The sequence below is a fragment of the Streptomyces sp. NPDC002870 genome (genome assembly GCF_042888505.1).
In the GTDB taxonomy this organism is placed as follows: domain Bacteria; phylum Actinomycetota; class Actinomycetes; order Streptomycetales; family Streptomycetaceae; genus Streptomyces.
On sequence record NZ_JBIAPW010000001.1, the window covers coordinates 457,745 to 483,124 of the forward strand.

Genomic DNA, 25,380 nt, shown 5'->3' on the forward strand with positions numbered 1-25,380 from the left:
CGACCAGCGAGACGGCCGCGGCATGCCGCGCGGGCCGAGACTCTCGGGAAGGCGCTACGTGAGTCCCAACGGCTCCGACCGCTCGTCGCGGCGCCCGATGCGGCGGAAGCTGCTCCAGGTGCTGACCGCGGGCGTGGTCCTGGCGACCGCCTCTGGTTGCACATACAAGGACTTTCCCCGCCTTGGAATGCCCACCCCGGTAACGGAAGAGGCCCCTCGGATCCTCTCCCTCTGGCAGGGCTCGTGGGCGGCAGCGCTCGCTACGGGCGTGCTGGTGTGGGGTCTGATCATCTGGAGTGTCATCTTCCACCGGCGCAGCCGCACCAAGGTGGAGGTACCTCCGCAGACCCGGTACAACATGCCCATCGAGGCCTTGTACACGGTGGTTCCGCTCATCATCGTTTCGGTGCTCTTCTACTTCACCGCGCGTGATGAGTCGAAGCTCCTCTCTCTCTCGGAAAAGCCCGCCCACACGGTCAACGTGGTCGGCTACCAGTGGAGCTGGGGCTTCAACTACGTCGAGAACGTGGAAGGCTCCGAGGGTGACGCCAAGACCAACAAGGAACTGAAGGCCGTCCCGGACAAGTACCGCGCGGACTTCCCGGCGAACGCGGGCGGCGTCTACGACGCCGGCATCCCCGGCACCCGGAACCCCCAGACCGGCAACCCGGGCCCGACCCTGTGGCTGCCCAAGGGCGAGAAGGTCCGGTTCATCCTGACCTCTCGTGACGTCATCCACTCCTTCTGGGTGGTCCCCTTCCTGTTCAAGCAGGACGTCATCCCCGGTCACACCAACGTCTTCGAGGTGACTCCGAACCAGGAGGGCACCTTCCTCGGCAAGTGCGCCGAGCTCTGCGGCGTCGACCACTCCCGGATGCTCTTCAACGTCAAGGTGGTCTCCCCCGAGCGCTACCAGCAGCACCTGAAGGAGCTCGCCGAGAAGGGGCAGACCGGCTTCATCCCGTCTGGCATTGAGCAGACGGACCCGGCCAGGAATGCGGAGAAGAACCAACTGTGAGCATCCTCAACGAACCTCAGGGTGCCGCCGCAGCAGCTGACGACTCGTACGAGAACGAGCTGCCGGTACGGCGCAAGCAGCCCGGCAATGTCGTCGTGAAGTGGCTCACCACCACCGACCACAAGACGATCGGCACGCTCTACCTGATCACGTCGTTCGCCTTCTTCTGCATCGGCGGCGTGATGGCGCTCTTCATGCGCGCCGAGCTGGCCCGTCCCGGCACGCAGATCATGTCGAACGAGCAGTTCAACCAGGCGTTCACGATGCATGGCACGATCATGCTGCTGATGTTCGCGACGCCGCTGTTCGCCGGATTCGCGAACTGGATCATGCCGCTGCAGATCGGCGCGCCCGATGTGGCGTTCCCGCGGCTGAACATGTTCGCGTACTGGCTCTACCTCTTCGGCTCGCTGATCGCGGTGGCCGGCTTCCTCACCCCGCAGGGTGCGGCCGACTTCGGCTGGTTCGCCTACTCCCCGCTGTCGGACGCGGTCCGCTCGCCGGGTGTCGGCGCCGATATGTGGATCATGGGTCTGGCCTTCTCCGGCTTCGGTACGATCCTCGGTTCCGTCAACTTCATCACCACGATCATCTGCATGCGCGCGCCCGGCATGACGATGTTCCGGATGCCGATCTTCACCTGGAACGTGCTGCTGACCGGTGTGCTGGTCCTGCTCGCCTTCCCGGTGCTTGCCGCCGCGCTCTTCGCGCTGGAGGCCGACCGGAAGTTCGGGGCCCATATCTTCGACGCGGCCAACGGCGGCTCGTTGCTCTGGCAGCACCTCTTCTGGTTCTTCGGCCATCCAGAGGTGTACATCATCGCCTTGCCCTTCTTCGGGATCGTCTCCGAAGTGATCCCGGTCTTCAGCCGCAAGCCGATGTTCGGCTACATCGGCCTGGTGGGCGCGACCATCGCGATCGCCGGTCTGTCCGTGACGGTGTGGGCGCACCACATGTACGTCACAGGCGGCGTGCTGTTGCCGTTCTTCTCCTTCATGACCTTCCTGATCGCGGTACCGACCGGTGTGAAGTTCTTCAACTGGATCGGCACCATGTGGAAGGGCTCACTGTCCTTCGAGACACCGATGCTCTGGACGATCGGCTTCCTGGTCACCTTCACCTTCGGTGGACTGACCGGCGTCATCCTGGCCTCGCCCCCGATGGACTTCCACGTCTCCGACTCGTACTTCGTCGTCGCGCACTTCCACTACGTCGTCTTCGGCACCGTGGTCTTCGCGATGTTCGCCGGATTCCACTTCTGGTGGCCGAAGTTCACGGGCAAGATGCTGGACGAGCGGCTCGGCAAGATCACCTTCTGGACGCTGTTCATCGGCTTCCACGGCACGTTCCTGGTGCAGCACTGGCTGGGCGCCGAGGGCATGCCGCGTCGTTACGCGGACTACCTCGCCGCCGACGGCTTCACCGCGCTGAACACCATCTCCACGATCAGCTCGTTCCTGCTCGGTCTGTCGGTCCTGCCGTTCTTCTACAACGTCTGGAAGACCGCCAAGTACGGCAAGAAGATCGAGGTCGACGACCCGTGGGGCTACGGCCGTTCACTCGAATGGGCGACGTCGTGCCCGCCCCCGCGGCACAACTTCCTCACCCTGCCGAGGATCCGCAGCGAATCCCCGGCGTTCGACCTGCACCACCCGGAGATCGCGGCGCTCGACCAGCTCGAGCACGCCGGCCACGGCGCCAGCGTCATCGCCGGTGAGAAGGAGGCAGGCAAGTGAGGATCCAGGGCAAGATGTTCCTCTGGCTGAGCGTCTTCATCCTCGCCATGGCCGTCCTGTACGGCGTGTGGTCGAAGGAGCCGGCCGGTACCACCGCGCTCTTCCTGGCCTTCGGCCTGAGCATCATGATCGGCTACTACCTGGCCTTCACGGCCCGGCGGGTCGACTCCATGGCGCAGGACAACAAGGACGCCGACGTGGCGGACGAGGCCGGCGAGGTGGGGTTCTTCTCCCCGCACAGCTGGCAGCCGCTCTCCCTGGCCATCGGCGGTGCCCTGGCCTTCCTGGGCGTCGTCTTCGGCTGGTGGCTGCTGTACTTCTCGGCCCCCGTCATCCTGGTCGGTCTGTGGGGCTGGGTGTTCGAGTACTACCGCGGTGAGAGCCAGAACCAGTAACACCGCGTCAGCAACACACGGGCCGGGCCCGGATCCCCCTCACTCCTGAGGGGGATCCGGGCCCCTCGTTTGGAGTCACTCGGCGCGCCGTTGCAGACCTGTCTTCTTAACGTGTGCTTATGAACCACACGCCGCGCTTCCGCACCGTTCTCAGCTGCACCCTGCTGGTCGTGTCCTTCGGGGCGGCCGCGGCGGCGTGCGGCGCTTCCGACAGTCACCCGCTCGCAGCGAAGCCCTTCGACGCGGCGGAGCAGGTCTCCTTCAACACGCCCACAGGCAAGGCCAAGGTGAACCCCGACAAGCCCCTGGAGGTCACCACCAAGGGCGGCGACGGCGGCCGGATCACCGATGTGACGGTCACCGACGACTCGGGCCACCGCCTCGCGGGCGAACTCTCCGCGGACGGCGCCCGCTGGCGCTCCACCGCGCCGCTGTCGGCCGGCGCCAAGTACACCGTGAAGGTCTCCACGGAGGACGACGACGGCGCTCCGGGCGCCCGTACGCTCACCTTCGAGACGTCCCCGGCAAAGCGCCTGCTGACGGTCAAGTTCGGCCCGCAGGCGGGCACGTACGGCGTCGGTCAGCCGATAACCGCGGAGCTCAGCGCTGCGGTCAAGTCCAAGGAGGCCAGGGCCGTCGTCGAACGGGCCCTGAGGGTCGAGTCCGAGCCCTCCGTGGAGGGCGCCTGGTACTGGGTGGACGACAAGAAGCTGCACTTCCGCCCGAAGGAGTACTGGCCCACCGGCGCGACCGTCAGCGCCACCAGCAACCTCCAGGGCGTCAAGGTCTCCGACAAGATCTACGGCACCGCCTCGAAACCGCTCGCGATCACCATAGGTGACCGCATAGAGGCCATCACCGACGCCGGAGCGCACAACATGACGGTCCTGCGCAACGGAGAAGTGATCAACACCATTCCGGTGACCACGGGCAAGCCAGGGTTCTCCACCCGCAACGGCATCAAGGTCGTGCTCGGCAAGGAGTACTTCGTACGGATGCGCGGTACCAGCATCGGAATCGCCGAGGGCAGTTCCGAGTCGTACGACCTGCCGGTCTACTACGCGACACGCGTCACCTGGAGCGGTGAGTACGTCCACGCCGCGCCGTGGTCGGTCGGCTCACAGGGGTACGCCAACGTCAGCCACGGCTGCACCGGAATGTCGACCGGCAACGCAGCCTGGTTCTACAAGACAGTCCGCGAGGGCGACATCGTCAGGGTCATCAACAGCCGCGGCAACGAGATGGACCCCTTCGGAAACGGCTTCGGCGACTGGAACCTGCCCTGGGAGAAGTGGCGCAAGGGCAGCGCCCTGGTGGCCGACACCAGGGACGGCAGCGACCCCGCGGCAGCGGCGCGGCTGCGTCCCCAGGTCTGACCGGCCAGGTCTGAAGGCCCTGGTCTGCAGGCCCTGGTCTGACCGTCCCAGGTCCTACGCGTCGACGCCGAGCCGACCGCGCAGCAGGGCGGCCAGTGCGTCCGCGAACTCCACCGGATCGACCGGCAGGGTCACCGCGGCGTCCGCGCGGCTCCAGGTGGCCAGCCAGGCGTCCTGCGGGCGGCCGATCAGCAGCAGCACCGGCGGGCAGTTGAAGATCTCGTCCTTGATCTGCCGGCACACGCCCATGCCGCCCGCCGGAACCGTCTCGCCGTCCAGCACGCAGACGTCGACGCCGCCCTTGTCCAGGGCCTTGAGGACAGCGGGCAGGGTCGCGCACTCCAGGAACTCCACCGGCGGTACGTCGGCCGCCGGCCTGCGTCCCGCCGCCAACCGGACCTGCTCCCGGGTGCCCGCGTCGTCGCTGTAGACCAGGACCGTGGCAGTCGCCTGCATTGTTCCTCCGTCGTTGGATCAGGAACCGATGCGCCGGATGCTACTCCGTCCGACTCCCTGTCAACAGCAGTTGGCGCGGTGCTTCGATGGGCCGTTCGGGCTGGACAAGGCCCACTGACACACCGAACGGCACCCCCCGGAGTGAGGGCGGGATAAGCGACCGACATAATGTCGGTCGTGGCGACAGCAACGACAGTAGAAACCGGGCACGCGCACCCGTCGGTCAATCGGCCGAACCTCACCAGCGTCGGAACCATCATCTGGCTGAGTTCCGAGCTGATGTTCTTCGCGGCCCTCTTCGCGATGTACTTCACCCTGCGATCGGTGACGGGAGCCGAGTTCTGGAAGTCGCAGGCGGATCACCTGAACTTCCCGTTCTCGGCGACGAACACCACGATCCTGGTGCTCTCCTCACTCACCTGCCAGCTCGGCGTCTTCGCCGCGGAGCGGGGCGATGTGAAGAAGCTCAGGTCGTGGTTCATCATCACCTTCGTGATGGGTGCGATCTTCATCGGAGGCCAGGTCTTCGAGTACACCGAGCTGGTCAAGGACGCGGGCCTCTCGCTCTCGTCCAACCCGTACGGCTCGGTGTTCTACCTGACCACCGGTTTCCACGGCCTGCACGTGACGGGCGGACTCATCGCCTTCCTGCTGGTTCTCGGCAGAACGTACGCGGCCAGGAGATTCACCCACGAGCAGGCAACCGCCGCCATCGTCGTGTCCTACTACTGGCACTTCGTCGATGTCGTCTGGATCGGCCTCTTCGCCACGATCTACATGATCAAGTAACGGCGTGGGCAGCTCGCTGCCTGAAGCAGACACAGTCCAGAAGCATCGACGCAGAAGATCCTGACACCGGGGTAATCCGTGAAAAAGCTCTCCGCACGACGACGCCATCCGCTGGCGGCGGTCGTCGTCCTCCTCTTCGCGCTGGCGGCTACTGGGGGGCTGTACGCCGCGTTCGCACCCGCGGACAAGGCGCAGGCCGATGAAACCGCCCAGTCACTCGCCATCAAGGAGGGCAAGAAGCTCTACACCGTCGGCTGCGCCAGCTGCCACGGAACCGGCGGCCAGGGCACCTCTGACGGCCCGAGCCTGGTCGGCGTGGGCTCCGCCTCCGTCGACTTCCAGGTCGGCACCGGCCGGATGCCGGCCCAGCAGCCCGGCGCCCAGGTGCCGGAGAAGAAGGTCATCTACTCGCAGAGCGAGATCGACCAGCTCGCGGCGTACATCGCCTCCCTCGGCGCCGGTCCGATCACGCCGACCGAGAAGCAGTACAACCCCGAGGGCGCGGACATCGCCAAGGGTGGCGACCTGTTCCGTACCAACTGCGCCCAGTGCCACAACTTCACGGGTGAGGGCGGTGCCCTGACGGACGGCAAGTACGCCCCGAACCTCGAGGGCGTGGACCCCAAGCATGTTTACGAGGCCATGCAGACCGGCCCGCAGAACATGCCCTCCTTCCCCGACACGATTCTGCCGGAGCAGCAGAAGCGGGACATCATCGCCTACCTCCACACCGTGAACAGTGGAGAGGCCGAGAGCCCCGGCGGCCTCAAGCTGGGTGGCCTCGGCCCCGTCAGCGAGGGTCTGTTCGGCTGGGTCTTCGGGCTGGGGACACTGATCGCAGTTGCCGTCTGGGTCGCGGCCCACACCGCTAAGGCCAAGAAGTCATGAGTAGCCAAGAGAATCCAGAAGAGAACCTGCCTGCTGAGCAGGGCACCGCGCACGGCGCGGTAAAGGTCGCAGACGACCCGTTCGCGGACCCGGGGCTGCCGCCCCACAGGCCGCGCATCCAGGACATCGACGAGCGGGCCGCCAAGCGCTCCGAGCGCGCGGTCGCCTTCCTGTTCACGTTGTCGATGCTGGCCACTGTCGGCTTCATCGCCTCGTACGTCGTCTTCCCGGTCGACAAGATCGTGTACATCTGGCCGATCGGCCATGTGAGCGCGCTCAACTTCGCCCTGGGCATCACGCTCGGCGTCGCCCTCTTCTGCATCGGCGCGGGCGCGGTCCACTGGGCCCGCACCCTGATGTCCGATGTGGAGATCGCCGACGAGCGCCACCCCATCGCCGCCCCTCCCGAGGTCAAGGCCAAGGTCATGGCCGACTTCGCGGCGGGCGCCGAGGAGTCCGCCTTCGGCCGGCGCAAGCTGATCCGCAACACCATGTTCGGCGCGCTTGCGATGGTGCCGCTCTCCGGTGTGGTGCTGCTGCGCGACCTGGGCCCGCTGCCCGAGAAGAAGCTCCGGACCACCCTGTGGGCCAAGGGCAAGCAGCTCATCAACATGAACACGAATGAGCCGCTGCGTCCCGAGGACGTCGTCGTCGGTTCGCTGTCCTTCGCCATGCCCGAGGGCCTGGAGGAGGACAGCCACGACTTCCAGAAGGAAATCGCCAAGGCGGCCCTGATGATCGTCCGGATTCAGCCGGACGACATCAAGGACAAGCGCGAACTCGAGTGGTCGCACGAGGGCATCGTGGCGTACTCGAAGATCTGCACCCACGTCGGCTGCCCGATCAGCCTGTACGAGCAGCAGACGCACCACGTGCTCTGCCCCTGCCACCAGTCCACCTTCGACCTCTCCGACGGCGCCCGCGTCATCTTCGGCCCGGCCGGCCACGCCCTCCCGCAGCTGCGGATCGGCGTGAACGCCGAGGGCAACCTTGAGGCGCTCGGCGACTTCGAAGAGCCCGTCGGTCCTTCCTTCTGGGAGCGCGGATGAGTACTACAACTGAGACGAACCGCAAGGCACCGGCACCCGCGGGTGAACGGGTCGCCGACTGGGCGGACGGCCGGCTCGGGATCTACTCCATGGCCAAGGCCAACATGCGGAAGATCTTCCCGGACCACTGGTCCTTCATGCTGGGTGAGATCGCCCTCTACAGCTTCATCATCATCATCCTCACGGGTGTGTATCTGACGCTGTTCTTCCACCCGAGCATGAACGAGGTCGTCTACGAGGGCTCGTACGTGCCCATGCAGGGCATCCGGATGTCCGAGGCCTACGCCTCGACGCTGGACATCAGCTTCGACGTCCGCGGCGGTCTGCTGATCCGGCAGATCCACCACTGGGCGGCGCTGATCTTCGTCGCGGCCATGATCGTGCACATGATGCGCGTCTTCTTCACGGGCGCCTTCCGCAAGCCGCGTGAGATCAACTGGCTGTTCGGCTTCCTGCTGCTGGTCCTGGGCATGTTCACCGGTTTCACCGGCTACTCGCTCCCCGACGACCTGCTGTCCGGTACGGGCGTCCGGTTCATGGAGGGCGCGATCCTCTCCATGCCGATCGTCGGCACGTACCTGTCGTTCTTCCTCTTCGGCGGGGAGTTCCCCGGCGGGGACTTCGTGAGCCGGTTCTACTCGATCCACGTCCTGCTGCTGCCGGGCATCATGCTGGGCCTGCTGGTGGCCCACCTGATCCTGGTCTTCTACCACAAGCACACGCAGTTCGCGGGCCCCGGACGTACGAACAAGAACGTCGTCGGCATGCCGCTGCTGCCGGTCTACACGGCCAAGGCCGGAGGCTTCTTCTTCCTGGTCTTCGGCATCATCACGATCGTCGCCGCGGTCGCTTCGATCAACCCGATCTGGGCGCTGGGCCCCTACCGTCCGGACCAGGTGTCCACCGGCGCTCAGCCGGACTGGTACATGGGCTTCTCCGAGGGCCTGATCCGGGCCATGCCCGGCTGGGAGATCAACTTCGCGGGCCACACCCTCGCCCTGGGCGTGTTCATCCCGCTGATGATCTTCCCGATGATCCTTGCGGTGATCGCGGTCTACCCGTTTGTCGAGTCCTGGGTCACCGGGGACAAGCGCGAGCACCACATCCTGGACCGCCCGCGCAACGCCCCGACCCGTACGGCCTTCGGTGTGGCCTGGCTGACCTGGTACGTCATCCTGCTGATCGCCGGTGGAAACGACATGGTGGCCATCTTCTTCCACCTGTCGATCAACCACATCACCTGGTTCGCCCGGATCGCCTTCTTCGTCGGCCCGGTGATCGCCTTCATCATCACCAAGCGGATCTGCCTGGGTCTCCAGCGCCGCGACCGGGACAAGGTGCTGCACGGACGCGAGACCGGCATCATCAAGCGACTCCCGCACGGTGAGTTCGTCGAGATCCACGAGCCGCTCTCGCCGGGCCAGCTGCACACGCTCACCTCGCACCAGCAGTACAAGCCGGAGGAGATCGGCCCGACGGTCGACGAGAACGGCGTCGAGCGCAAGGTCAAGCGTCTGGAGAAGCTGCGGGCAGGGCTCAGCAAGGGCTACTACGGGGGAGACAGCCAGATCCCCAAGCCCACGGCCGAGGAGTACAAGGAGATCACGAGCGGCCACGGCCACCACTGATCCCACCCGACCGCGAGGTCGCCACAGCGAGAGCCCCGTCCATTCGTCGGACGGGGCTCTTCGCCGTCTGCCGGGCTGGATAGGGTGGACTCATCCCTGTTCGGCTGTGGACCCAGGAGTGGACCATGAACGTTGTGACCCCGGTTGGCGGCGACAGCGTGGCGGACCTCTCCTGGCCCGAGGTGCTGAACGCTCTCCTCGACAACCGTGACCAGAGCGCGGAGGCCACCGCGTGGGCCATGGACCGCATCCTCAGCGGCGAGGCGACGAACGCGCAGATCGCAGGCTTCGCGGTCGCTCTGCGTGCCAAGGGCGAGACCGTCGAGGAGATCTCCGGACTCGTACGGACCATGTACGCGCACGCGAACCTGATCGAGGTGCCGGGACCGAGCGTCGACATCGTCGGGACCGGCGGTGACGGCGCCAGGACCGTGAACATCTCCACCATGTCCGCGATCGTGGTCGCGGGGACGGGCGCGAAGGTCGTCAAGCACGGCAACCGCGCCGCGTCGTCCGCGAGCGGCGCATCCGACGTACTGGAGAAGCTCGGCGTCAATCTCGAGCTCACCCCGCAGCGGGTCGCCCAGGTCGCGGAAGAGGCGGGCATCACCTTCTGCTTCGCGGTGAAGTTCCACCCGGCGCTGCGGCATGTGGCGGCCGCCCGCAAGGAGCTCGGCATCCGCACCACGTTCAATTTCCTGGGCCCGCTCACCAACCCGGCGAAGGTGAAGGCGCAGGCCACCGGTGTCGCGGACGCGCGGATGGCACCGATTCTGGCTGGCGTACTGGCCGAGCGCGGTTCCTCTGCGCTGGTCTTCCGCGGCGACGACGGCCTGGACGAGCTGACCACGACGGCGACCTCCCGGGTGTGGGTGGTACGGGACGGGGCGGTGCGCGAGGAGGCCTTCGACCCGCGGGACATCGGCGTCGACCTCGTGCCGGTCGAGGCCCTGCGCGGCGCCGACGCCTCGTACAACGCGGATGTAGCGCGCCGGCTGCTCGGCGGCGAGACCGGGCCCGTACGGGAGGCGGTGCTGCTCAACGCGGCGGCGGCTCTGGTCGCGCTGGAGCCGACGGACGGCACGCTGAACGAGCAGCTGGCGGCGGGCATCGCAAGGGCCGCCAAGTCGATCGACTCGGGCGCGGCCAGAGCGGTGCTCGAGCGGTGGGTGGCCGCGAGCAACGCCTGAGACCGCGGTGGCGTGAGGCAAGGCGTGGTCCGGTTTCCCGTCTCAGGAACTGGACCCCGCCTTGCACGCGGTGGGACGTATGGCAGGATGCTCTCCAAGGTCATGAGTGACAGCGATTACGGCCCCGGCTCGCTGTCCGGCAACCCTCCGTCCGTGGCGGGGTGCCCCGGGTGAAGACCAGGCCGTAGGCAGCGAGGTCTGCGGCAAGCGCGGACCCCTGCAAGCCCTGGGGTCCTGGTCCTCAAGGGAGCAGTCTCGTGAGCAAGCGAATGCGGTAGGGCTACTCGCCCCTTCTTCAGTACGCCTCCGTGCGGCCGTCGCCGTGTGCTCGAGGCAACCCCTGTGCGCCGAACGGCCGTTGAGCCGCCGCGCAGGTTCTACCGAAGCCTCCCTCCGACTTCGTCGGGGGGGGACCCCCACGCTTGTCCTGCCGGGAGATACCGCCATGTCCGCACGCCCGAACGCCGTTGCCACCGCCCCCGCTGTCGCCCCCGCCCCCGCTGTCGCCCCCGCCTCTGCCGTCGCCCCCGCCGACTCCGACCCCGCCTGTGCCGCGCCGCTTCCGGTCCTCGGCCGGGACGTCACCGTCCCGCTCGTCACCGGCGGCGAAGTCACCTACGCCGCCCTCGACTACGCGGCGAGCGCCCCGGCCCTGCAGCGGGTGTGGGACGACGTGGCCGCGTACGCCCCGTACTACGGCAGCGTGCACCGCGGCGCCGGGTACCTCTCGCAGCTGTCCACCGACCTCTTCGAGAACAGCCGGGTCACGGTCGCCGAGTTCCTCGACTGCCGGCCGGGCGACCAGGTCGTCTTCACCCGCTCCACGACCGACTCACTGAACCTGCTGGCGGCCGCGATCCCCGCCGACTGCGAGGTCTTCGTCTTCGAGACCGAGCACCACGCCTCGCTGCTGCCGTGGTCGGACGCGAGGGTGACGTATCTGAACGCGCCGCGTACACCGGCGGAGGCGGTGCGGACGCTGGAGCGCGCGCTCGCGGACCGCGCCGAGTCGACTCAAGAGGGGTACGGCCCGGCGCTGGTCTGCGTGACCGGCGCGTCCAACGTCACCGGTGAACTGTGGCCGGTGAAGGAGCTCGCGGCTGCCGCGCACGCCCACGGTGCGCGGATCGTGCTCGACGCGGCTCAGCTCGCGCCCCACCACCCGGTCTCCGTACAGGAGTTGGACGTCGACTGGGTCGCCTTCTCCGGGCACAAGCTGTACGCGCCGTTCGGCTCTGGCGTGCTGGCCGGCCGTGCGGACTGGCTGCAGGACGCGGAGCCGTACCTCGCCGGCGGCGGTGCCTCGCGCAAGGTCGCGCGGCGCGCGGACGGCGGCGTGGACGTCGACTGGCACACCACGGCCGCCCGTCACGAGGCCGGTTCGCCGAACGTCATCGGCGTCTACTCCATCGCCTCCGCCTGCAAGGCGCTCACAGAGGCGGGCTTCGACAACCTGGTCGCCCGGGAGCAGCACCTCGTCGCGAAGGTCCGCGCGGGCCTGGCCGAGGTGCCCGAGGTGAAGGTGCTCTCGCTGTTCGGGGACGACTCCCCCTCGCGTTCCACTGGGGGGACCCCCACGCGGGTCGGCGTCATCTCCTTCGTCGTCGAGGGCTGGAACAGCTCGCACTTCGCGGCCGCGCTCTCGGCGGAGTACGGCATCGGCGTACGGGACGGGCTGTTCTGCGCGCACCCGCTGGTGCGGACCCTGCTGGGCAGCGACCCGCAGGACCCGGGCGAGTGCGGCGCGCCGGAGGCCGGGCCGGGCGAAGCCTCGCTCAACGCGATCCGGGTGAGCTTCGGGGCGGGTACGCCGGACGAGCATGTGGAGCGTTTCGTACGGGCGGTGAAGGAGCTGGTGCGCGAAGGCGCCAAGTGGAACTACCGCACGGAGGACGGCCGCTGCGTCCCGGCCGTGTGACACCGGGGCTGCCTGCCACGTCCCCCGGGGCTCCGGCCCCTCAGACGCCGGACGGGCTGGTTTCCAGCCCGTCCGGCGTCTGAGGACAGACAACGGAAGGCGCTACGAGTCCAGCCCGATCGCGAACGCCGCCTCCAGGTCGTGCTGCGAATACGTACGGAACGCCACATGCGTGTCCGTGCCCTCGACGCCCTGGATCTTGCTGATGCGGCCCGGGATGACGTCCGCCAGGTCGTCGTGCTTGGCCACCCGCACCATCGCGATCAGGTCGTACGTGCCGGTGACGGAGAAGACCTCGCTGACGCTGTCCAGCGCGGCGATCGACTCGGCGATCTCGGGGATGCGGTCCACGCTGGTCTTGATGAGCACGATCGCGGTGATCACGGTTGGCTTTCTCCCTCGGTGGCCGCTGCTGGGGCCCTCACTCTAGTCGCATGCCGGAATCGTCCCCAGGCGTAGACGAACCCGGCCCCGAACCCCACCAGATGCGCCAGATACGCGACGCCGGGGCCGCTGCCCGCGCCCTGGGCCGCCAGCCACTGCAGGACGAACCAGAAGATCAGCACGATCCACGCGGGGAAGCGCAGCGGCAGGAAGAAGAGGAACGGAAAGAGACTGGTGACCCGGGCCCTGGGGAAGAGGAAGAGGAACGCGCCGAGCACACCTGAGATCGCCCCGGACCCTCCCACCAGGGTCTGCTCGGATTCGGCGTTGGCCGCCGCGTAGGCGACCAGCGCGAGATAGCCGCAGCCCAGATAGAACAGGGCGAACTCCAGCCGCCCCATGCGCTCCTCGGCCATCGCGCCGAAGACGTAGAGGAAAAGCATGTTGCCGAGCAGATGCAGCCAGCTGCCGTGGACGAAGAGTGCGGTGAGCGGGGTGAGGAGTGGGTCGAGGGTGCCGGGGGAGCTGTTCATCAGTTCTGCCGGGATCACGCCCCAGCGTTCGAAGTACGCGCTCTGGGCTGCGAGCAGTGCGTCACCGGTGCCGTACACCGGGTTGAGGCCCGAGACCGGGCCGAGGAGGAACACCGCACAGCAGACGGCGATCACGCCGTATGTCACCGAGGGCCCCGTCACCGCGCTCCGTACCGCACCGCGCGCCGCGCCCTGCCAACTGATCATGGACAGAGCATGGCGTAGTAGGTCTGAACGGTACAGAGTGCCTCGCCGCGCCACGGGGTACCTGCGAGGCCGTAGGGTTACGGGCAGTACATCCGCGGTTCGACGGCGCACAGCGGCACCTGCATCCGTACGACGAAAGAAGACGGCACGATGACGACGGTCTCCCCGCCGACGGCCGGTACCCGCTGGCGCTGCACGCTCTGCGGCAACCTCACGCGCTTCGATGTCACCCGTTCCTCCAAGGTCGTCGAGTACGTCCATCTGGACCTGGCCGGCGAGCCGACGGTCGAGGAGCGCGAGGTGGTCAGTGAGAGCATCGAGTCGGTGCGATGCCGTTGGTGCAACGCGGTGGACCAGATCGAGCTGGTGGACAGGCCGGGCGCCGGCTCCTGAGGGAGCGGCCCGAACGGGTAGTGGGGTGACGGATCGTGGAGCAGCCTGCAAGTGGCGCTGAGCCGGCCGGTGCGGCCGGTGGCGCCGCAGAGGCGCTCGACCGCCCGTTGCCGGAAGGCGTACGGCGCAGGGTCATGGCGCTGGTCTCGGATGCCTTCGGAGGCCTGACCGTTGCCGAACTTCCGGCCCAGCTACGGCAGTACGCCCGGTTCACCCCCACCCGGCGCGCAAAATTCGCGGGCAACGCGATGGCCGCCGCCCTGGAGAGCGACCCGGTCTTCCGGCAGCGTATCGGCGAGCGGCTCGGCCAGGCCCAGCCGGAGCTGTCCGCGGCACTGGAGTCCGGATCGCCGCCCGCGGCCGCCGACCCCGTCGACGTGGCCGCCGCCGCCTACGTGCTGCGACCCACCGGATGGGTGAAACTTGTCGCCGCCGCGGGTGAGGAGGCCCTGCGTGCCGACGCCGAGCGCGCCGACGAGGCGGGGCGGCGCGAGCTGGAGCGGCTGCGCGAGGAGCTGACGGAGGCGCGAGGCCTGACCAAGAGCGAGACCGAGCGGCTGCGCACGGAGCTGGAGGCGGCCCGCAAGGAAGCCGAAACGCTTCGTCGCAAGCTGCGCAGCGCCCTGAGCGATGTGAAGCGCGGCGAGGCCGCTCTGCGCCGTAGAGACGCCGATATCGAAGCCATCAGGTCGGAAACCGCGGCCCAGGTCTCGGCGGCCGAGAGTGAGAGCCGTCGGCTCAAGGCACGCCTCGCCGAGGCGGAGGCCGCCGTGGAGGCGAGCCGCCGGGCCGCCCGGGAGGGGCGCTCGATCGAGGACATGCGGCTGCGCCTGCTGCTGGACACGGTCCTCGACGCGGCTCAGGGACTGCGCCGGGAACTGGCCCTGCCGCCCGCCGCCGTCCATCCCGCCGACACGGTCGACGCGGTCGAGCCGGGCCGGATGTCGCCCAAGGACATCGCGGCCCGTGCGCTCTCCGAGACCGATCCCGCGCTCCTGGACCAGCTGCTCGCGCTGCCGCAGGCGCATCTGGTGGTGGACGGTTACAACGTCACCAAGACCGGCTATCCGACGATGCCGCTGGAGAAGCAGCGGCTGCGGCTGCTCGGCGGTCTCTCGGTGCTCGCGGCGCAGACCGGCGCCGAGATCACCTGTGTCTTCGACGGGGCGGAGCTGGCGGCCCCGGTGCTGCTGGCGCCGCCGCGCGGAGTGCGGGTGCTGTTCTCCAAGCCGGGCGTGACCGCCGACGAACTGATCCGTCAGCTGGTACGGGCTGAGCCGCCGGGGCGGCCCGTGGTGGTGGTCTCCACCGACCGCGAAGTCGCCGACGGAGTGGCGAAGGCGGGCGCGAGGCCCGTCGCGTCCGCATTGTTGTTGAAGCGGCTTTCGCGCGTCTAGTTAACTGCCGTGCCAAATGCCCGAATTAGCTGCTTGTCTGACGGACGTAGTGTCAAGTGGCCATTACTACGCGTGTGATGTGGGTAAAGAAACGCTCGGCGACCAAGATTTTTCTCCGCAGGATTTGAAGTGATCACAGGAAGGTCACTAAGGTCGGGCCTCGAACCTTCGCGCGGTTGATCGCTCACCCGGGGCGAACAGCGAAGGAACCGCCGAGTCCGTGCAGTTCAGTCCTTTTCCCCTGTAAGGACCCGAAGTGCGGACGCCGGGGATTCAACCCCCCACAGCCCGGTAGGCGGCTCGAGGAAGAAGGAGCTCGCCTTCGTGGCGTCCCACCGTCGTCCCAAGCAGCCGAGCCGCACCCGCGTGACCGTGCTCACCGCGACCGCCGCCGCGGCCGTAGCCCTGACCTCCCAGGCCGCGCAGGCCGACCCGAAGCCGAGCAAGAGCGAGGTCAAGGAGAAGGTCGACAAGCTCTACGAAGAGGCAGAGGCGGCCACCGAGAAGTACAACGGGGCCAAGGAGCAGCAGGGGAAGATCCAGAAGCAGGTCGACGCCCTGCAGGACAAGGTCGCCCGCGGACAGGACGAGCTCAACACCCTGCGCGACGGCCTCGGTTCGGTGGCGAGCGCCCAGTACCGCTCCGGCGGCATCGACCCCGCCGTGCAGCTCTTCCTCTCCTCGGATCCGGACACCTACCTCGAGAAGGCCTCCGCGCTGGACCAGCTGGGCGCCAAGCAGTCCGACGCGCTGTCCGAGATCCAGGCCAAGCAGCGGACCCTCGCGCAGCAGCGCAAGGAGGCCCAGGACAAGCTCGCCGACCTGGCCAGCACCCGCAAGGAGCTCGGCGAGAAGAAGAAGGAAGTCCAGACCAAGCTCGCCGCCGCGCAGAAGCTCCTCAACTCGCTCACCGCGCAGGAGCGTGCCGCGCTCTCCGCCGACGAGTCCCGCGCCGACCGCGCCAGCTCGCGTGCGGACCTCGGCGCAGCGGTCCCCGCCTCGCAGCGCGCGGGCGCGGCCTTCTCCGCCGCCCAGAGCAAGATCGGTTCGCCGTACGTCTACGGCGCTTCCGGCCCCAGCTCCTTCGACTGCTCCGGGCTGACCTCCTGGGCGTACGCGCAGGCCGGTGTCTCCATACCGCGCACCTCCCAGTCGCAGGCCAACGCCGGCACCCGCATCTACTCGCAGGGTGCGCTCCAGCAGGGCGACCTGGTCATCTTCTACGGCGACATGCACCACGTCGGCTTCTACGCGGGCAACGGCCAGGTGCTGCACGCCCCGAAGCCCGGCGCCAGCGTGCGCTACGAGTCGATCAACAACATGCCGTTCCAGTTCGGCGTACGCATCTGACGCCCAATCGGGCGATTTCCCGCGCCCGTAACTGACGTCGCGCCCCGCCGGTGACCTGTGGTCTCCGGCGGGGCGTCACTTTCTGTGCATGTCAGGGCCGTTGGCCGCTGTGTGATCGCCCGGCTACTGTCTGCCGCGCAACATCCCTCGCACAGCGGAAGGGAGCGCGGTACGTGGCGCCCCATCGACGGCTTTCACAGTCCGGTCTCACTCAGAGTGTCCGGGTCACCGTTCTGTCCGCCGCGGCGGCAACGGCCGCTGCGGCGCTCGGGGCCGCACCGGCCGGCGCAGAACCGCACGACACCGCGGAGAGCGCCCGGGCCAAGGTGGACCGGCTGTACGAGGAGGCCGAGCAGGCCACCGAGCACTACAACAAGGCCGGTGAGCGGGTCGAGCGGCTGCGCGAGCAGGTGGCGCAGGCGCAGGACAGCGTGGCCCGCGGCCAGGAGCGCGTCAACCGGATGCGGGGAGCGCTCGGTTCGGTAGCGGGCGCGCAGTACCGGTCGGGCGGCATCGACCCCGCGCTCGCTCTGCTGCTCTCCGCGGACCCGGACAGCTACCTCGACAAGGCGGCGACCCTGGACCGGATCAGCGAGCGGCAGGCAACCGACCTGCAGGACCTTCGGCTGGCGCAGCGAAGACTCGGCCAGGAGCGCACGGAGGCCTCACACGACCTCGCGGAGCTGGAGCGCAGCCGGACCGCCGTCGCCCACCACAAGCGCACCGTCGAGCGCAAACTCGCCGAGGCGCAGCGGCTGCTGAACTCCCTTCCGTCCGAGTATCGCGCCGCCTTCGACCGGGCATCCCGCTCCGGCCGCGGCTCCCTGCCCGAACTCTCCGGCCTCGCCCCCGCCTCCTCGCGGGCGGCCGCCGCGGTGATGGCGGCCCGCAGCGCCGTCGGCAGCCCCTATGTCTGGGGCGCCAACGGGCCCTCCGGCTTCGACTGTTCGGGGCTAACCCAGTGGTCGTACGCGCAGGCGGGCGTCGGGCTGCCGCGCACCTCGCAGGCGCAGCGGTACGCGGGCCGGCAGGTTTCGCTGTCGGAGGCGCGGCCCGGCGACCTCGTGACGTACCGCAGCGACGCCAGTCATATCGGGATGTACATGGGCAACGGACAGGTCGTGCACGCGCCCTACCCGGGAGCGGCGGTGCGCTACGACCCGGTCGGCATGATGCCCGTCTCGTCGGTCACCCGCGTCTGAGCCGCGTTCCGTTCCGCGCCGCGTTCCGTACGATCGACCACGTGGCAGGTCACGGGCGCACAGTGCGCCGGGCGGTACGGCGTGCGGTGGGGCTGGGCCTCGCCGCCGCCCTGCTGGCGTCCGGCTGCGCGGTCCCCGGGGCGTCCGACACCACGATGCGGGACATCCAGCGCACGCTGGACGGGCGCGCGGCCGCCGTCCTCGGGCATGACGAGAGCTCCTATCTCGCCGCCCTCGATCCCGGGGCCCCGGCGCTGCGGGCGACGGAGCGCAGGGAGTTCCGGAACCTCGCGGATGTGCCGCTGCGCTCCTGGGAGTACCGGCTGAGCCAGGTGAAACGACAGGGCGCGCGGGCGGTCGCCGAGGCCGAACTGCGCTACCGCATCGACGGCTACGACACCGTCCCGGTCACCGCCTCCCGCACGCTGGAGCTCGCCGAACGCGAGGGCCGCTGGTACATCACGGCCGACCGCGCGAGCAAGCAGGGCGCCCAGCACCTCTGGCAGCAGGGCGACGTCGAGGTCGTCCGGGGCAAGCGGAGCCTGGTTCTCGGCGTCGGCCAGGACACGGCGCGGCTGCGCGCCCTCGCGGCCGACGCCGACCGGGCCGTGCCCGCCGTCTCGGACGCCTGGCCCGCCCCCTGGGCGCGGCGCGTGGTGATCCTGGTCCCCGCCTCGCTGAACGCCATGGGAGGGCTGCTGGGGGCGCCCGCGGCCGGGTACCGGGGGATCGCAGCGGTCACCACGGGCGAGACCGGGGCCACCGGGACGGTGCCCGCGGACCGGGTGATCGTCAACCCCGAGGCGTACGGCGCCCTCGGCGACTTCGGCCGGGGCATCGTGCTCACGCATGAGGCGGCTCATGTGGCTACGCGCGGGTACACCTCGGCGGCCACCCCGATGTGGCTCTCGGAGGGCTTCGCCGACTGGGCGGCGTACCGCGGCACGGACCGCAGTGCCGGGCAGACCGCCCCCGAACTCCAGCGCGCGGTCGTGCGCGGCGATGTGCCTGCCGCGCTGCCGTCCGACGAGGACTTCGCCTTCGGCGACGACGGGGACAGGCTGGCGCGCGCGTACGAGGGCGGCTGGCTGGCCTGCGAGCTGATCGCCGCGCGCTGGGGCGAGAAGAAGCTCACGTCGTTCTACCGGGCCGTCGGCGCGGGGAAGCACCGGGAGGCCGCGGTCGAGAAGGCGATGGCCGATGTACTGGGCACGACGCGGGAGGACTTCACGGTGCGCTGGCGGGAGTATCTGCGCGAGCGGCTGGACGGCTGAGCCGCGGCCGGCGGCGGCGCGGTTCGGTCACCGTCTGCCGCCACAGCCGCAGGCACGCGGTCAGCGTCGCCGCGACCAGCAGCCCATTGCGTACGGCCAGCAGCAGCACGCCCAGCGGGTCGCCGGCCACCACGTGCGAGAACCAGACCGGGAACTCCAGCAGCGTGACCCCCGTGGCGGCGAGCACCAGCCGGCCGGGCAGAGTCATCCGGCTGCCCCGGAAGGCCAGGCAGGCGGCGGCCAGGCCGACCAGCCAGATCATGTACTGGGGGCTGATCACCCGGCTTGTCGTGGTGAACAGCAACACCGCGGCGAACGCCGCGTCGCACGGCGTGCTCGGCGTGAACCTCTTGGCCCGCACCCGCCACAGCACCAGCCAGCCGCAGGCGAGGAGGGTGAGGGCGAGGGCGAGCGTGGAGACGAGCGTGACGTACGGGCCGACGAACTCCACCGACCCGTAGTTCAGCAGCACCTCGCCCTGCCAGCCGAAGTGCCGCGCCACATGGAAGACCAGCGCGCCCAGTGACTCGATCTCGGTGCCCCGGTCGCGCTGGAAGGTGAGGAACGCCGGCGCGCCCGGCATCGCCACGAAGAGCACAAGCGCCAGCGCGGCCGCCGTGCCCGCCGCGGTGGCCCAGGAGCGGCGGGTCGCCCGGCCGCGCGGGGTGCCCACGATCAGCAGCAGCGGCCAGACCTTCAGCAGGGCGCCGAAGCCCGCCAGCGCGCCCAGGGTGCGCGGACGGCGTGCCCCGGCCAGCAGGGCCGCGACGGCGACGGCCGTGACCATCAGGTCGAAGCGGGCGTACGCGGTGGGGCCCAGCAGCGGCACGCCCGCCACCCACACCCAGCTGCCGCGCTGCGACTTGCCGGGCCGCCCGCCGGTGTACAGCAGCAGGCTCAGCACCAGCGCGTCGCAGAGCAGGGCGAGGACGAAGAAGGCCGAGGTGTAGCCGAGGAAGGGCAGCAGGGCGGGGGAGAGGATCGCGAGCGCGGCGGCGGGCGGGTACTGCCAGGTGACGTCGTCCAGCGGGAAGGTGCCGGTCTTCAGCACCTGGTACCAGCCTTGGTAGATCACCGAGATGTCGCTGGTCACATCGGGGCCGGGGACAGTGACCACCTTGAAGACGCAGAGCAGCAGCGCGGTCCTGGTGATGATCCACACCGTGAGGGGAAGCCGCCTGCCGCTGCCGCTTGCGCCCGCCATGAGCCTCATCCCATTCATGCGGAATTGTGGGTGCCCATGATGCCGGGCAGGGCTGCGCGTGAGCGGTGAGGCAGGGCCGTTGGGTACTGTCGGCGGCGATGCACAAGACCCTGATCGTGACCAATGACTTTCCGCCCAGGCCCGGCGGCATCCAGGCGTTCCTGCACAACATGGCGCTGCGGCTGGACCCGGATCGGCTCGTCGTCTACGCCTCCACCTGGAAGCGCGGCCGCGAGGGCGCGGAGGCGACCGCCGAGTTCGACGCAGAGCAGCCCTTCACGGTCGTACGGGACCGTACGACGATGCTGCTGCCGACCCCGCGCGTCACCCGAAGGGCGACCCAGCTGCTGCGCGAGCACGGCTGCGAATCCGTGTGGTTCGGGGCGGCCGCCCCGCTCGGTCTGATGGCACCCGCTCTGCGCAGGGCCGGGGCCCGGCGGCTGGTGGCCACCGCGCACGGGCATGAGGCGGGCTGGGCGCAGCTCCCCGTCTCCCGGCAGCTGCTGCGGCGGATCGGCGAGGGCACGGACACGATCACCTATCTGGGCGAGTACACGCGCTCGCGCATAGCCGCCGCGCTGACTCCGGAAGCGGCCGGCCGCATGGTCCAACTGCCGCCCGGCGTCGACGAGAAGACCTTCCACCCGGGCTCGGGCGGGGACGCGGTCCGGGAGCGCCTGGGGCTCGCCGACCGGCGGGTGGTGGTGTGCGTATCGCGGCTGGTGCCGCGCAAGGGCCAGGACACGTTGATCCTGGCGATGCCCGGGATCCTGGCGAAGGTGCCGGACGCGGTGCTGCTGATCGTCGGTGGCGGTCCGTACGAGAAGGATCTGCGGAAGCTGGCGGACGAGACCGGGGTCGCGCAATCGGTCCGCTTCACCGGCTCCGTGCCCTGGGAGGAGCTGCCCGCCCACTACGGCGCGGGCGACGTCTTCGCGATGCCCTGCCGTACCCGAAGGGGAGGCCTGGACGTCGAGGGCCTCGGAATCGTGTATCTGGAGGCATCGGCGACCGGTCTTCCGGTCGTCGCGGGCGACTCGGGCGGAGCACCCGACGCCGTACTCGACGGAGAGACGGGCTGGGTGGTCCGCGGCGGCTCGGCCGACGAGTCGGCCGAGCGGATCGTGGCGCTGCTCGAAGATCCCGGGCTGCGGCAGCGGATGGGGGAGCGCGGCCGGGAGTGGGTCGAGGAGAAGTGGCGCTGGGACCTGCTGGCCGAGAAACTTCGGACACTTCTCTGACCTGCGTAAAGTCTTTTTTGATGGTGCGTCAGTTCTAGGCCGCGCGGAGCATGGGCGGAAGGTGAGATTCCGCCCATGCTCCGGACATGACACCACATCTGACGCGCCGTCAGCTGCTGGGCATCGCTGCCCTGCAGACCGCGGCCGCGCTCGGCTTCACCCGCATTGGTCTCTCCTCGGCGGCCGCCGTTCAGCCGCCGGCCACCGACTACGCCCCCGCCGTCGTGATCGGTTCCGGCTACGGCGCCGCCGTCGCCGCCCTCCGCCTCGCCGAGGCGGGCGTGCGCACCCTCGTACTGGAGATGGGCCGGCTCTGGGACACCCCGGGCCCGGACGGAAAGATCTTCTGTACCACCGGGGCGCCCGATCAGCGCTCCATGTGGTTCCGGACCCGCACAGAGGCGCCGCTCTCCACCTTCCTCTGGCTGGACGTCGTCAACAAGGACATCAGCCCCTACCCCGGCGTCCTCGACCGGGTCCGCTACGCGGAGATGTCCGTCTTCGTCGGCCGGGGCGTCGGCGGCGGATCACTGGTCAACGGCGGAATGGCGGTGACCCCGCCGCGTACGTACTTCACCGAGGTGCTGCCCCAGGTCGACGCCGCGGAGATGTACGGCACGTACTTCCCGCGGGCCCGCCGGATGCTCGGCGTCAACACCATCGACCCGGCCTGGTTCGAGTCCAGCGAGTGGTACCGCTTCTCGCGGATCTCACGCAAGCACGCCCAGAACGCCGGACTGAAGACCGTCTTCGTGCCGAACGTCTACGACTTCGGCTACATGCAGCGCGAAGCCGCCGGCCAGGCCACCAGGTCGGCGCTCGCCGGCGAGGTCATCTACGGCAACAACCACGGCAAGCGCAGCGTCGACAAGACCTATCTCGCCGCCGCGATCGGCACCGGCAACGTCACCATCCAGACCATGAGCCGGGCCAGAGACATCCGGACAGAGCCTGACGGCAGCTACGTCCTGACCGTGGACCGCACGGACACCGCGGGCCGCGTCATCGAGACCGAGGAGATCGGCTGCAAGCAGCTCTTCCTCGGCGCCGGCAGCATCGGCAGCACCGAACTCCTGCTGCGCGCCCGGGAGAAGGGCACCCTGCCCGGCCTCAGCACCGAGGTCGGCAGGGGCTGGGGCCACAACGGCAATGTGATGACCGGCCGCGCCAACCACATCTGGGACACCGTCGGGGCGAACCAGGCGACCATGCCCACCATGGGCATCGACGACTGGGGCAACCCCACCAATCCCGTCTTCGCGGAGATAGCGCCGCTGCCGATGGGGTTCGAGCACTGGATCAGCCTCTATCTGGCGATCACCAAGAACCCGGAGCGCGGCAGCTTCTCGTACGACGCGGCGACCGACTCGGCGAAGCTCAACTGGACCAGGTCGCAGAACCAGCCCTCCGTCAAAGCGGCCAAATCGCTCTTCGACCGCGTCAACAGGGTCAACGCCACCATCTACCGGTACGACCTCTTCGGCGGCAACAAGACCTTCGCCGACGACTTCACGTACCACCCGCTGGGCGGCTGCGTACTGGGCAGGGCCACTGACGACTACGGCCGCGCCAAGGGGTATTCAGGGCTGTACGTCACCGACGGCGCCCTGCTCCCCGGCTCGATCGGGGTCAATCCGTTCGTCACCATCACGGCGCTCGCCGAACGGAACATGACCCGGATCCTCGCCGAGGACCCCAGCGGCTGACCTCTGGCCAAGGGCTGTCAGCGGCCGTTCAGCCGCGGTAGATCGCCTCGATCTCGTCGGCGAAGTCCTTCGCCACCACATTGCGCTTCAGCTTCAGCGACGGCGTGATGTGTCCCGCCTCTTCAGTGAACTGGGAGTCAAGGATCCTGAACTTCCGCACCGACTCCGCCTTGGAGACGGCCGCATTGCCGTCGTCCACCGCCTGCTGGACCTCCGCGAGCAGATCCACGTCGTCGCGCAGCGAGGCAGCGGTCGAACCGGCCGGCTTGCCGTGGTCCGAGACCCAACGCCCCAGGAATTCCTCGTCGATGGTGACCAGCGCGCCCACGAACGGCCGCCCGTCGCCCACCACCATGCACTCCGCGACCAGCGCGTGCGCGCGGATGCGGTCCTCGATCACCGCGGGAGCGACGTTCTTGCCGCCCGCGGTGACCAGGATCTCCTTCTTGCGGCCCGTGATCGCGAGATAGCCGTCCTCGTCCAGGGTGCCGATGTCGCCCGTGTGGAACCAGCCGTCGGCCAGCGCCTCCGCGGTCGACGCCTCGTTGTTCCAGTACCCCTGGAAGACATGCTCGCCGTGCAGCAGCACCTCGCCGTCGTCCGCGATCCGTACCACCGAGCCCGGCAGCGGCTGACCGACCGTGCCGATCTTCTGCCGGTCCCACGGATTGAACGCGGTCGCCGCGCACGACTCGGTGAGGCCGTAGCCCTCCAGCACCGTGAAGCCGATGCCGCGGAAGAAGTGCCCGAGCCGCTCGCCCAGCGGCGCGCCGCCGGAGACCGCGTACTCACCGCGCCCGCCCAGCACCGCCCGCAGCTTGCTGTAGACGAGCCGGTCGAAGACCTTGTGTTTGAACTTGAGGCCGATCGACGGCCCCTCGGGGGTCCCCAGCGCGCGGCTGTAGGTGATCGCCGTCTGCGCGGCCTTGTCGAAGATCTTGCCCTTGCCGTCCGCCTGCGCCTTGGCGCGCGCCGAGTTGTAGACCTTCTCGAAGACGCGCGGCACACCGAGGATCAGCGTCGGCCGGAAGGAGGCCAGCTCGTCGGTCAGGTTCTTGATGTCCGGTACGCAGCCGAGCTTGATCGGCGCCATCACGGCCGCAAGCTCGACCATGCGGCCGAAGACATGCGCGGCCGGGAGGAAGAGCAGCACGGAGCTCTCGCCCGTACGGAACAGCGGCTTGAGGCGCTCGACCAGGTTGCCGCACTCCGCGAAGAAGGCGCGGTGGGTGAGCACACAGCCCTTGGGGCGGCCGGTGGTCCCCGACGTGTAGACGATGGTCGCCGGGTCGTCCGCCTTGGCGCTCCCGCTGCGCTCGTCGAGCAGCTCGTCGGTGATCTCGGCGCCGGCGGCGGTCAGTTGCCCGATCGCGCCCTGCTCGATCTGCCAGCTGTGGCGCAGGCCGGGCAGCCGGTCCCGTACGGACTCGACGGCGGCGGCGTGCGCCTCGCCCTCGACGATCACCGCGACCGCGCCCGAGTCACCGAGGATCCACTGGACCTGCTCGGGCGAGCTGGTTTCGTACACCGGCACGGTGACCGCGCCCGCGCTCCAGATCGCGAAGTCCAGCTGCACCCACTCGTACCGGGTGCGAGACATCAGGGCGACCCGGTCGCCGGGCTGCACGCCTGCGGCGATCAGGCCCTTGGCGGCGGCCCGGACCTCGGCGAGGAACTGGGTGGCGGTGACGTCCGTCCAGACGCCCGCCACTTTTCTGCCCATCACCGCGACCTCGGGATGCTGAGTGGCATTGCGGCGGATGAGATCCGTCAGGTTGCCGTCCGAGGGGACCTCGTACAGGGCCGGAAGGCTGAACTCGCGCAAGACTGCTGCTCCTCATCGGGCGCCGGCGCCACGGCTCTGTGTGATGCACCGGTTGCGGTCCAAGATCGGGCAGGTGCTCAGTGGGGTGAGCACGACTGGACTGCCCGGACGTTACCCACCAGTACTCGGTTCCCGATAGGGGGTTCCGGCCAGATGTTCCCTGCGTCACACGTGATGGCAGTGCTTCGCGCAGAGTAGTCCACACTCATGACGACTCGGAA

At 69.0% G+C, this 25,380-nt stretch carries 22 protein-coding genes and 1 riboswitch; of the genes, 17 read left to right on the forward strand and 5 right to left on the reverse strand.

Going from position 1 to position 25,380, the window contains the following annotated elements; translation table 11 throughout:
- Nucleotides 1–58 precede the first annotated feature (58 nt).
- From coxB to ACFYWY_RS02070, 4 genes are all read left to right on the forward strand, one after another.
- A complete protein-coding gene (gene coxB, locus ACFYWY_RS02055) occupies nt 59–1,018 on the forward strand; it encodes a cytochrome c oxidase subunit II (protein ID WP_389178163.1) in 960 nt (319 codons plus the stop codon).
- Nucleotides 1,015–2,754: a cytochrome c oxidase subunit I gene (ctaD, locus tag ACFYWY_RS02060; RefSeq protein ID WP_389178166.1), complete on the forward strand. Its 1,740-nt coding sequence runs from the start codon at nt 1,015–1,017 to the stop codon at nt 2,752–2,754. The genes coxB and ctaD overlap by 4 nt, the downstream gene beginning before the upstream one ends.
- Nucleotides 2,751–3,149 carry a cytochrome c oxidase subunit 4 gene (locus ACFYWY_RS02065; protein ID WP_389178168.1) on the forward strand — a complete coding sequence of 133 codons (399 nt, stop codon included), beginning with the start codon at nt 2,751–2,753 and terminating at the stop codon, nt 3,147–3,149. Before ctaD ends, ACFYWY_RS02065 begins: the two co-directional genes overlap by 4 nt.
- A 119-nt stretch (nt 3,150–3,268) precedes the next feature.
- Nucleotides 3,269–4,525 (forward strand): Ig-like domain-containing protein, encoded by a 1,257-nt coding sequence (locus ACFYWY_RS02070; protein ID WP_389178171.1) that lies wholly within the window; start codon nt 3,269–3,271, stop codon nt 4,523–4,525.
- Nucleotides 4,526–4,579: 54 nt separating this feature from the next.
- On the opposite strand, the gene ACFYWY_RS02075 is transcribed toward ACFYWY_RS02070, so the two are convergent.
- Nucleotides 4,580–4,981, reverse strand: a complete 402-nt coding sequence (locus ACFYWY_RS02075; protein ID WP_389178174.1) for a hypothetical protein — start codon at nt 4,979–4,981, stop codon at nt 4,580–4,582.
- A 168-nt stretch (nt 4,982–5,149) separates the two neighbouring features.
- Between ACFYWY_RS02075 and ACFYWY_RS02080 the strand changes: the two genes are divergently transcribed.
- From ACFYWY_RS02080 to ACFYWY_RS02105, 6 genes are all read left to right on the forward strand, one after another.
- Nucleotides 5,150–5,770: a heme-copper oxidase subunit III gene (locus ACFYWY_RS02080; RefSeq protein WP_389178177.1), complete on the forward strand. Its 621-nt coding sequence runs from the start codon at nt 5,150–5,152 to the stop codon at nt 5,768–5,770.
- Between the two features lie 78 nt (nt 5,771–5,848).
- Nucleotides 5,849–6,658, forward strand: a complete 810-nt coding sequence (locus ACFYWY_RS02085) for a c-type cytochrome (protein WP_389178180.1) — start codon at nt 5,849–5,851, stop codon at nt 6,656–6,658.
- Entirely contained in the window at nt 6,655–7,707 is a 1,053-nt protein-coding gene (locus tag ACFYWY_RS02090; RefSeq protein WP_389178183.1) for a Rieske 2Fe-2S domain-containing protein, read from the forward strand. The genes ACFYWY_RS02085 and ACFYWY_RS02090 overlap by 4 nt, the downstream gene beginning before the upstream one ends.
- Nucleotides 7,704–9,335 carry a cytochrome bc complex cytochrome b subunit gene (locus ACFYWY_RS02095; protein ID WP_389178186.1) on the forward strand — a complete coding sequence of 544 codons (1,632 nt, stop codon included), beginning with the start codon at nt 7,704–7,706 and terminating at the stop codon, nt 9,333–9,335. The genes ACFYWY_RS02090 and ACFYWY_RS02095 overlap by 4 nt, the downstream gene beginning before the upstream one ends.
- Before the next feature lie 125 nt (nt 9,336–9,460).
- Nucleotides 9,461–10,525, forward strand: coding sequence for an anthranilate phosphoribosyltransferase (gene trpD, locus ACFYWY_RS02100; protein ID WP_389178188.1), 1,065 nt, complete (start codon nt 9,461–9,463; stop codon nt 10,523–10,525).
- Between the two features lie 98 nt (nt 10,526–10,623).
- A riboswitch (SAM riboswitch) is annotated at nt 10,624–10,741 on the forward strand.
- Between the two features lie 229 nt (nt 10,742–10,970).
- Entirely contained in the window at nt 10,971–12,443 is a 1,473-nt protein-coding gene (locus tag ACFYWY_RS02105) for an aminotransferase class V-fold PLP-dependent enzyme (protein WP_389178191.1), read from the forward strand.
- A gap of 102 nt (nt 12,444–12,545) precedes the next feature.
- Here the strand turns inward: ACFYWY_RS02105 and ACFYWY_RS02110 are convergent, their stop codons facing one another.
- Nucleotides 12,546–12,827 (reverse strand): Lrp/AsnC family transcriptional regulator, encoded by a 282-nt coding sequence (locus tag ACFYWY_RS02110; protein ID WP_307663983.1) that lies wholly within the window; start codon nt 12,825–12,827, stop codon nt 12,546–12,548.
- Entirely contained in the window at nt 12,824–13,567 is a 744-nt protein-coding gene (locus tag ACFYWY_RS02115; protein WP_389178194.1) for a rhomboid family intramembrane serine protease, read from the reverse strand. Before ACFYWY_RS02115 ends, ACFYWY_RS02110 begins: the two co-directional genes overlap by 4 nt.
- A 150-nt stretch (nt 13,568–13,717) precedes the next feature.
- On the opposite strand from ACFYWY_RS02115, the gene ACFYWY_RS02120 reads away from it, so the two are divergent.
- The 5 genes from ACFYWY_RS02120 (at nt 13,718) to ACFYWY_RS02140 (ending at nt 19,183) form a co-directional block, all read left to right on the forward strand.
- Nucleotides 13,718–13,960, forward strand: coding sequence for a hypothetical protein (locus ACFYWY_RS02120; protein ID WP_389178197.1), 243 nt, complete (start codon nt 13,718–13,720; stop codon nt 13,958–13,960).
- A 35-nt stretch (nt 13,961–13,995) separates the two neighbouring features.
- Nucleotides 13,996–15,357: an NYN domain-containing protein gene (locus ACFYWY_RS02125; protein ID WP_389178200.1), complete on the forward strand. Its 1,362-nt coding sequence runs from the start codon at nt 13,996–13,998 to the stop codon at nt 15,355–15,357.
- A gap of 324 nt (nt 15,358–15,681) precedes the next feature.
- Nucleotides 15,682–16,707, forward strand: coding sequence for an NlpC/P60 family protein (locus ACFYWY_RS02130; RefSeq protein ID WP_389178203.1), 1,026 nt, complete (start codon nt 15,682–15,684; stop codon nt 16,705–16,707).
- A gap of 173 nt (nt 16,708–16,880) precedes the next feature.
- Nucleotides 16,881–17,909 (forward strand): NlpC/P60 family protein, encoded by a 1,029-nt coding sequence (locus tag ACFYWY_RS02135; protein WP_389178206.1) that lies wholly within the window; start codon nt 16,881–16,883, stop codon nt 17,907–17,909.
- Nucleotides 17,910–17,950: 41 nt separating this feature from the next.
- On the forward strand, nt 17,951–19,183 hold the full coding sequence (locus ACFYWY_RS02140; protein ID WP_389178209.1) for a hypothetical protein: 1,233 nt from the start codon (nt 17,951–17,953) through the stop codon (nt 19,181–19,183).
- Here the strand turns inward: ACFYWY_RS02140 and ACFYWY_RS02145 are convergent.
- Nucleotides 19,137–20,387: a glycosyltransferase 87 family protein gene (locus ACFYWY_RS02145; protein ID WP_389178212.1), complete on the reverse strand. Its 1,251-nt coding sequence runs from the start codon at nt 20,385–20,387 to the stop codon at nt 19,137–19,139. The genes ACFYWY_RS02140 and ACFYWY_RS02145 overlap by 47 nt on opposite strands.
- Nucleotides 20,388–20,485: 98 nt before the next feature.
- On the opposite strand from ACFYWY_RS02145, the gene ACFYWY_RS02150 reads away from it, so the two are divergent.
- Both ACFYWY_RS02150 and ACFYWY_RS02155 read left to right on the forward strand, forming a co-directional pair.
- Nucleotides 20,486–21,628, forward strand: a complete 1,143-nt coding sequence (locus ACFYWY_RS02150; protein ID WP_389178215.1) for a glycosyltransferase family 4 protein — start codon at nt 20,486–20,488, stop codon at nt 21,626–21,628.
- 86 nt (nt 21,629–21,714) lie between these two features.
- A complete protein-coding gene (locus ACFYWY_RS02155) occupies nt 21,715–23,334 on the forward strand; it encodes a GMC oxidoreductase (protein ID WP_389178218.1) in 1,620 nt (539 codons plus the stop codon).
- Between the two features lie 28 nt (nt 23,335–23,362).
- Here ACFYWY_RS02155 and ACFYWY_RS02160 read toward each other — a convergent pair whose 3' ends face one another.
- Nucleotides 23,363–25,159 carry an AMP-dependent synthetase/ligase gene (locus ACFYWY_RS02160; RefSeq protein WP_389178221.1) on the reverse strand — a complete coding sequence of 599 codons (1,797 nt, stop codon included), beginning with the start codon at nt 25,157–25,159 and terminating at the stop codon, nt 23,363–23,365.
- Nucleotides 25,160–25,380 lie beyond the last annotated feature (221 nt).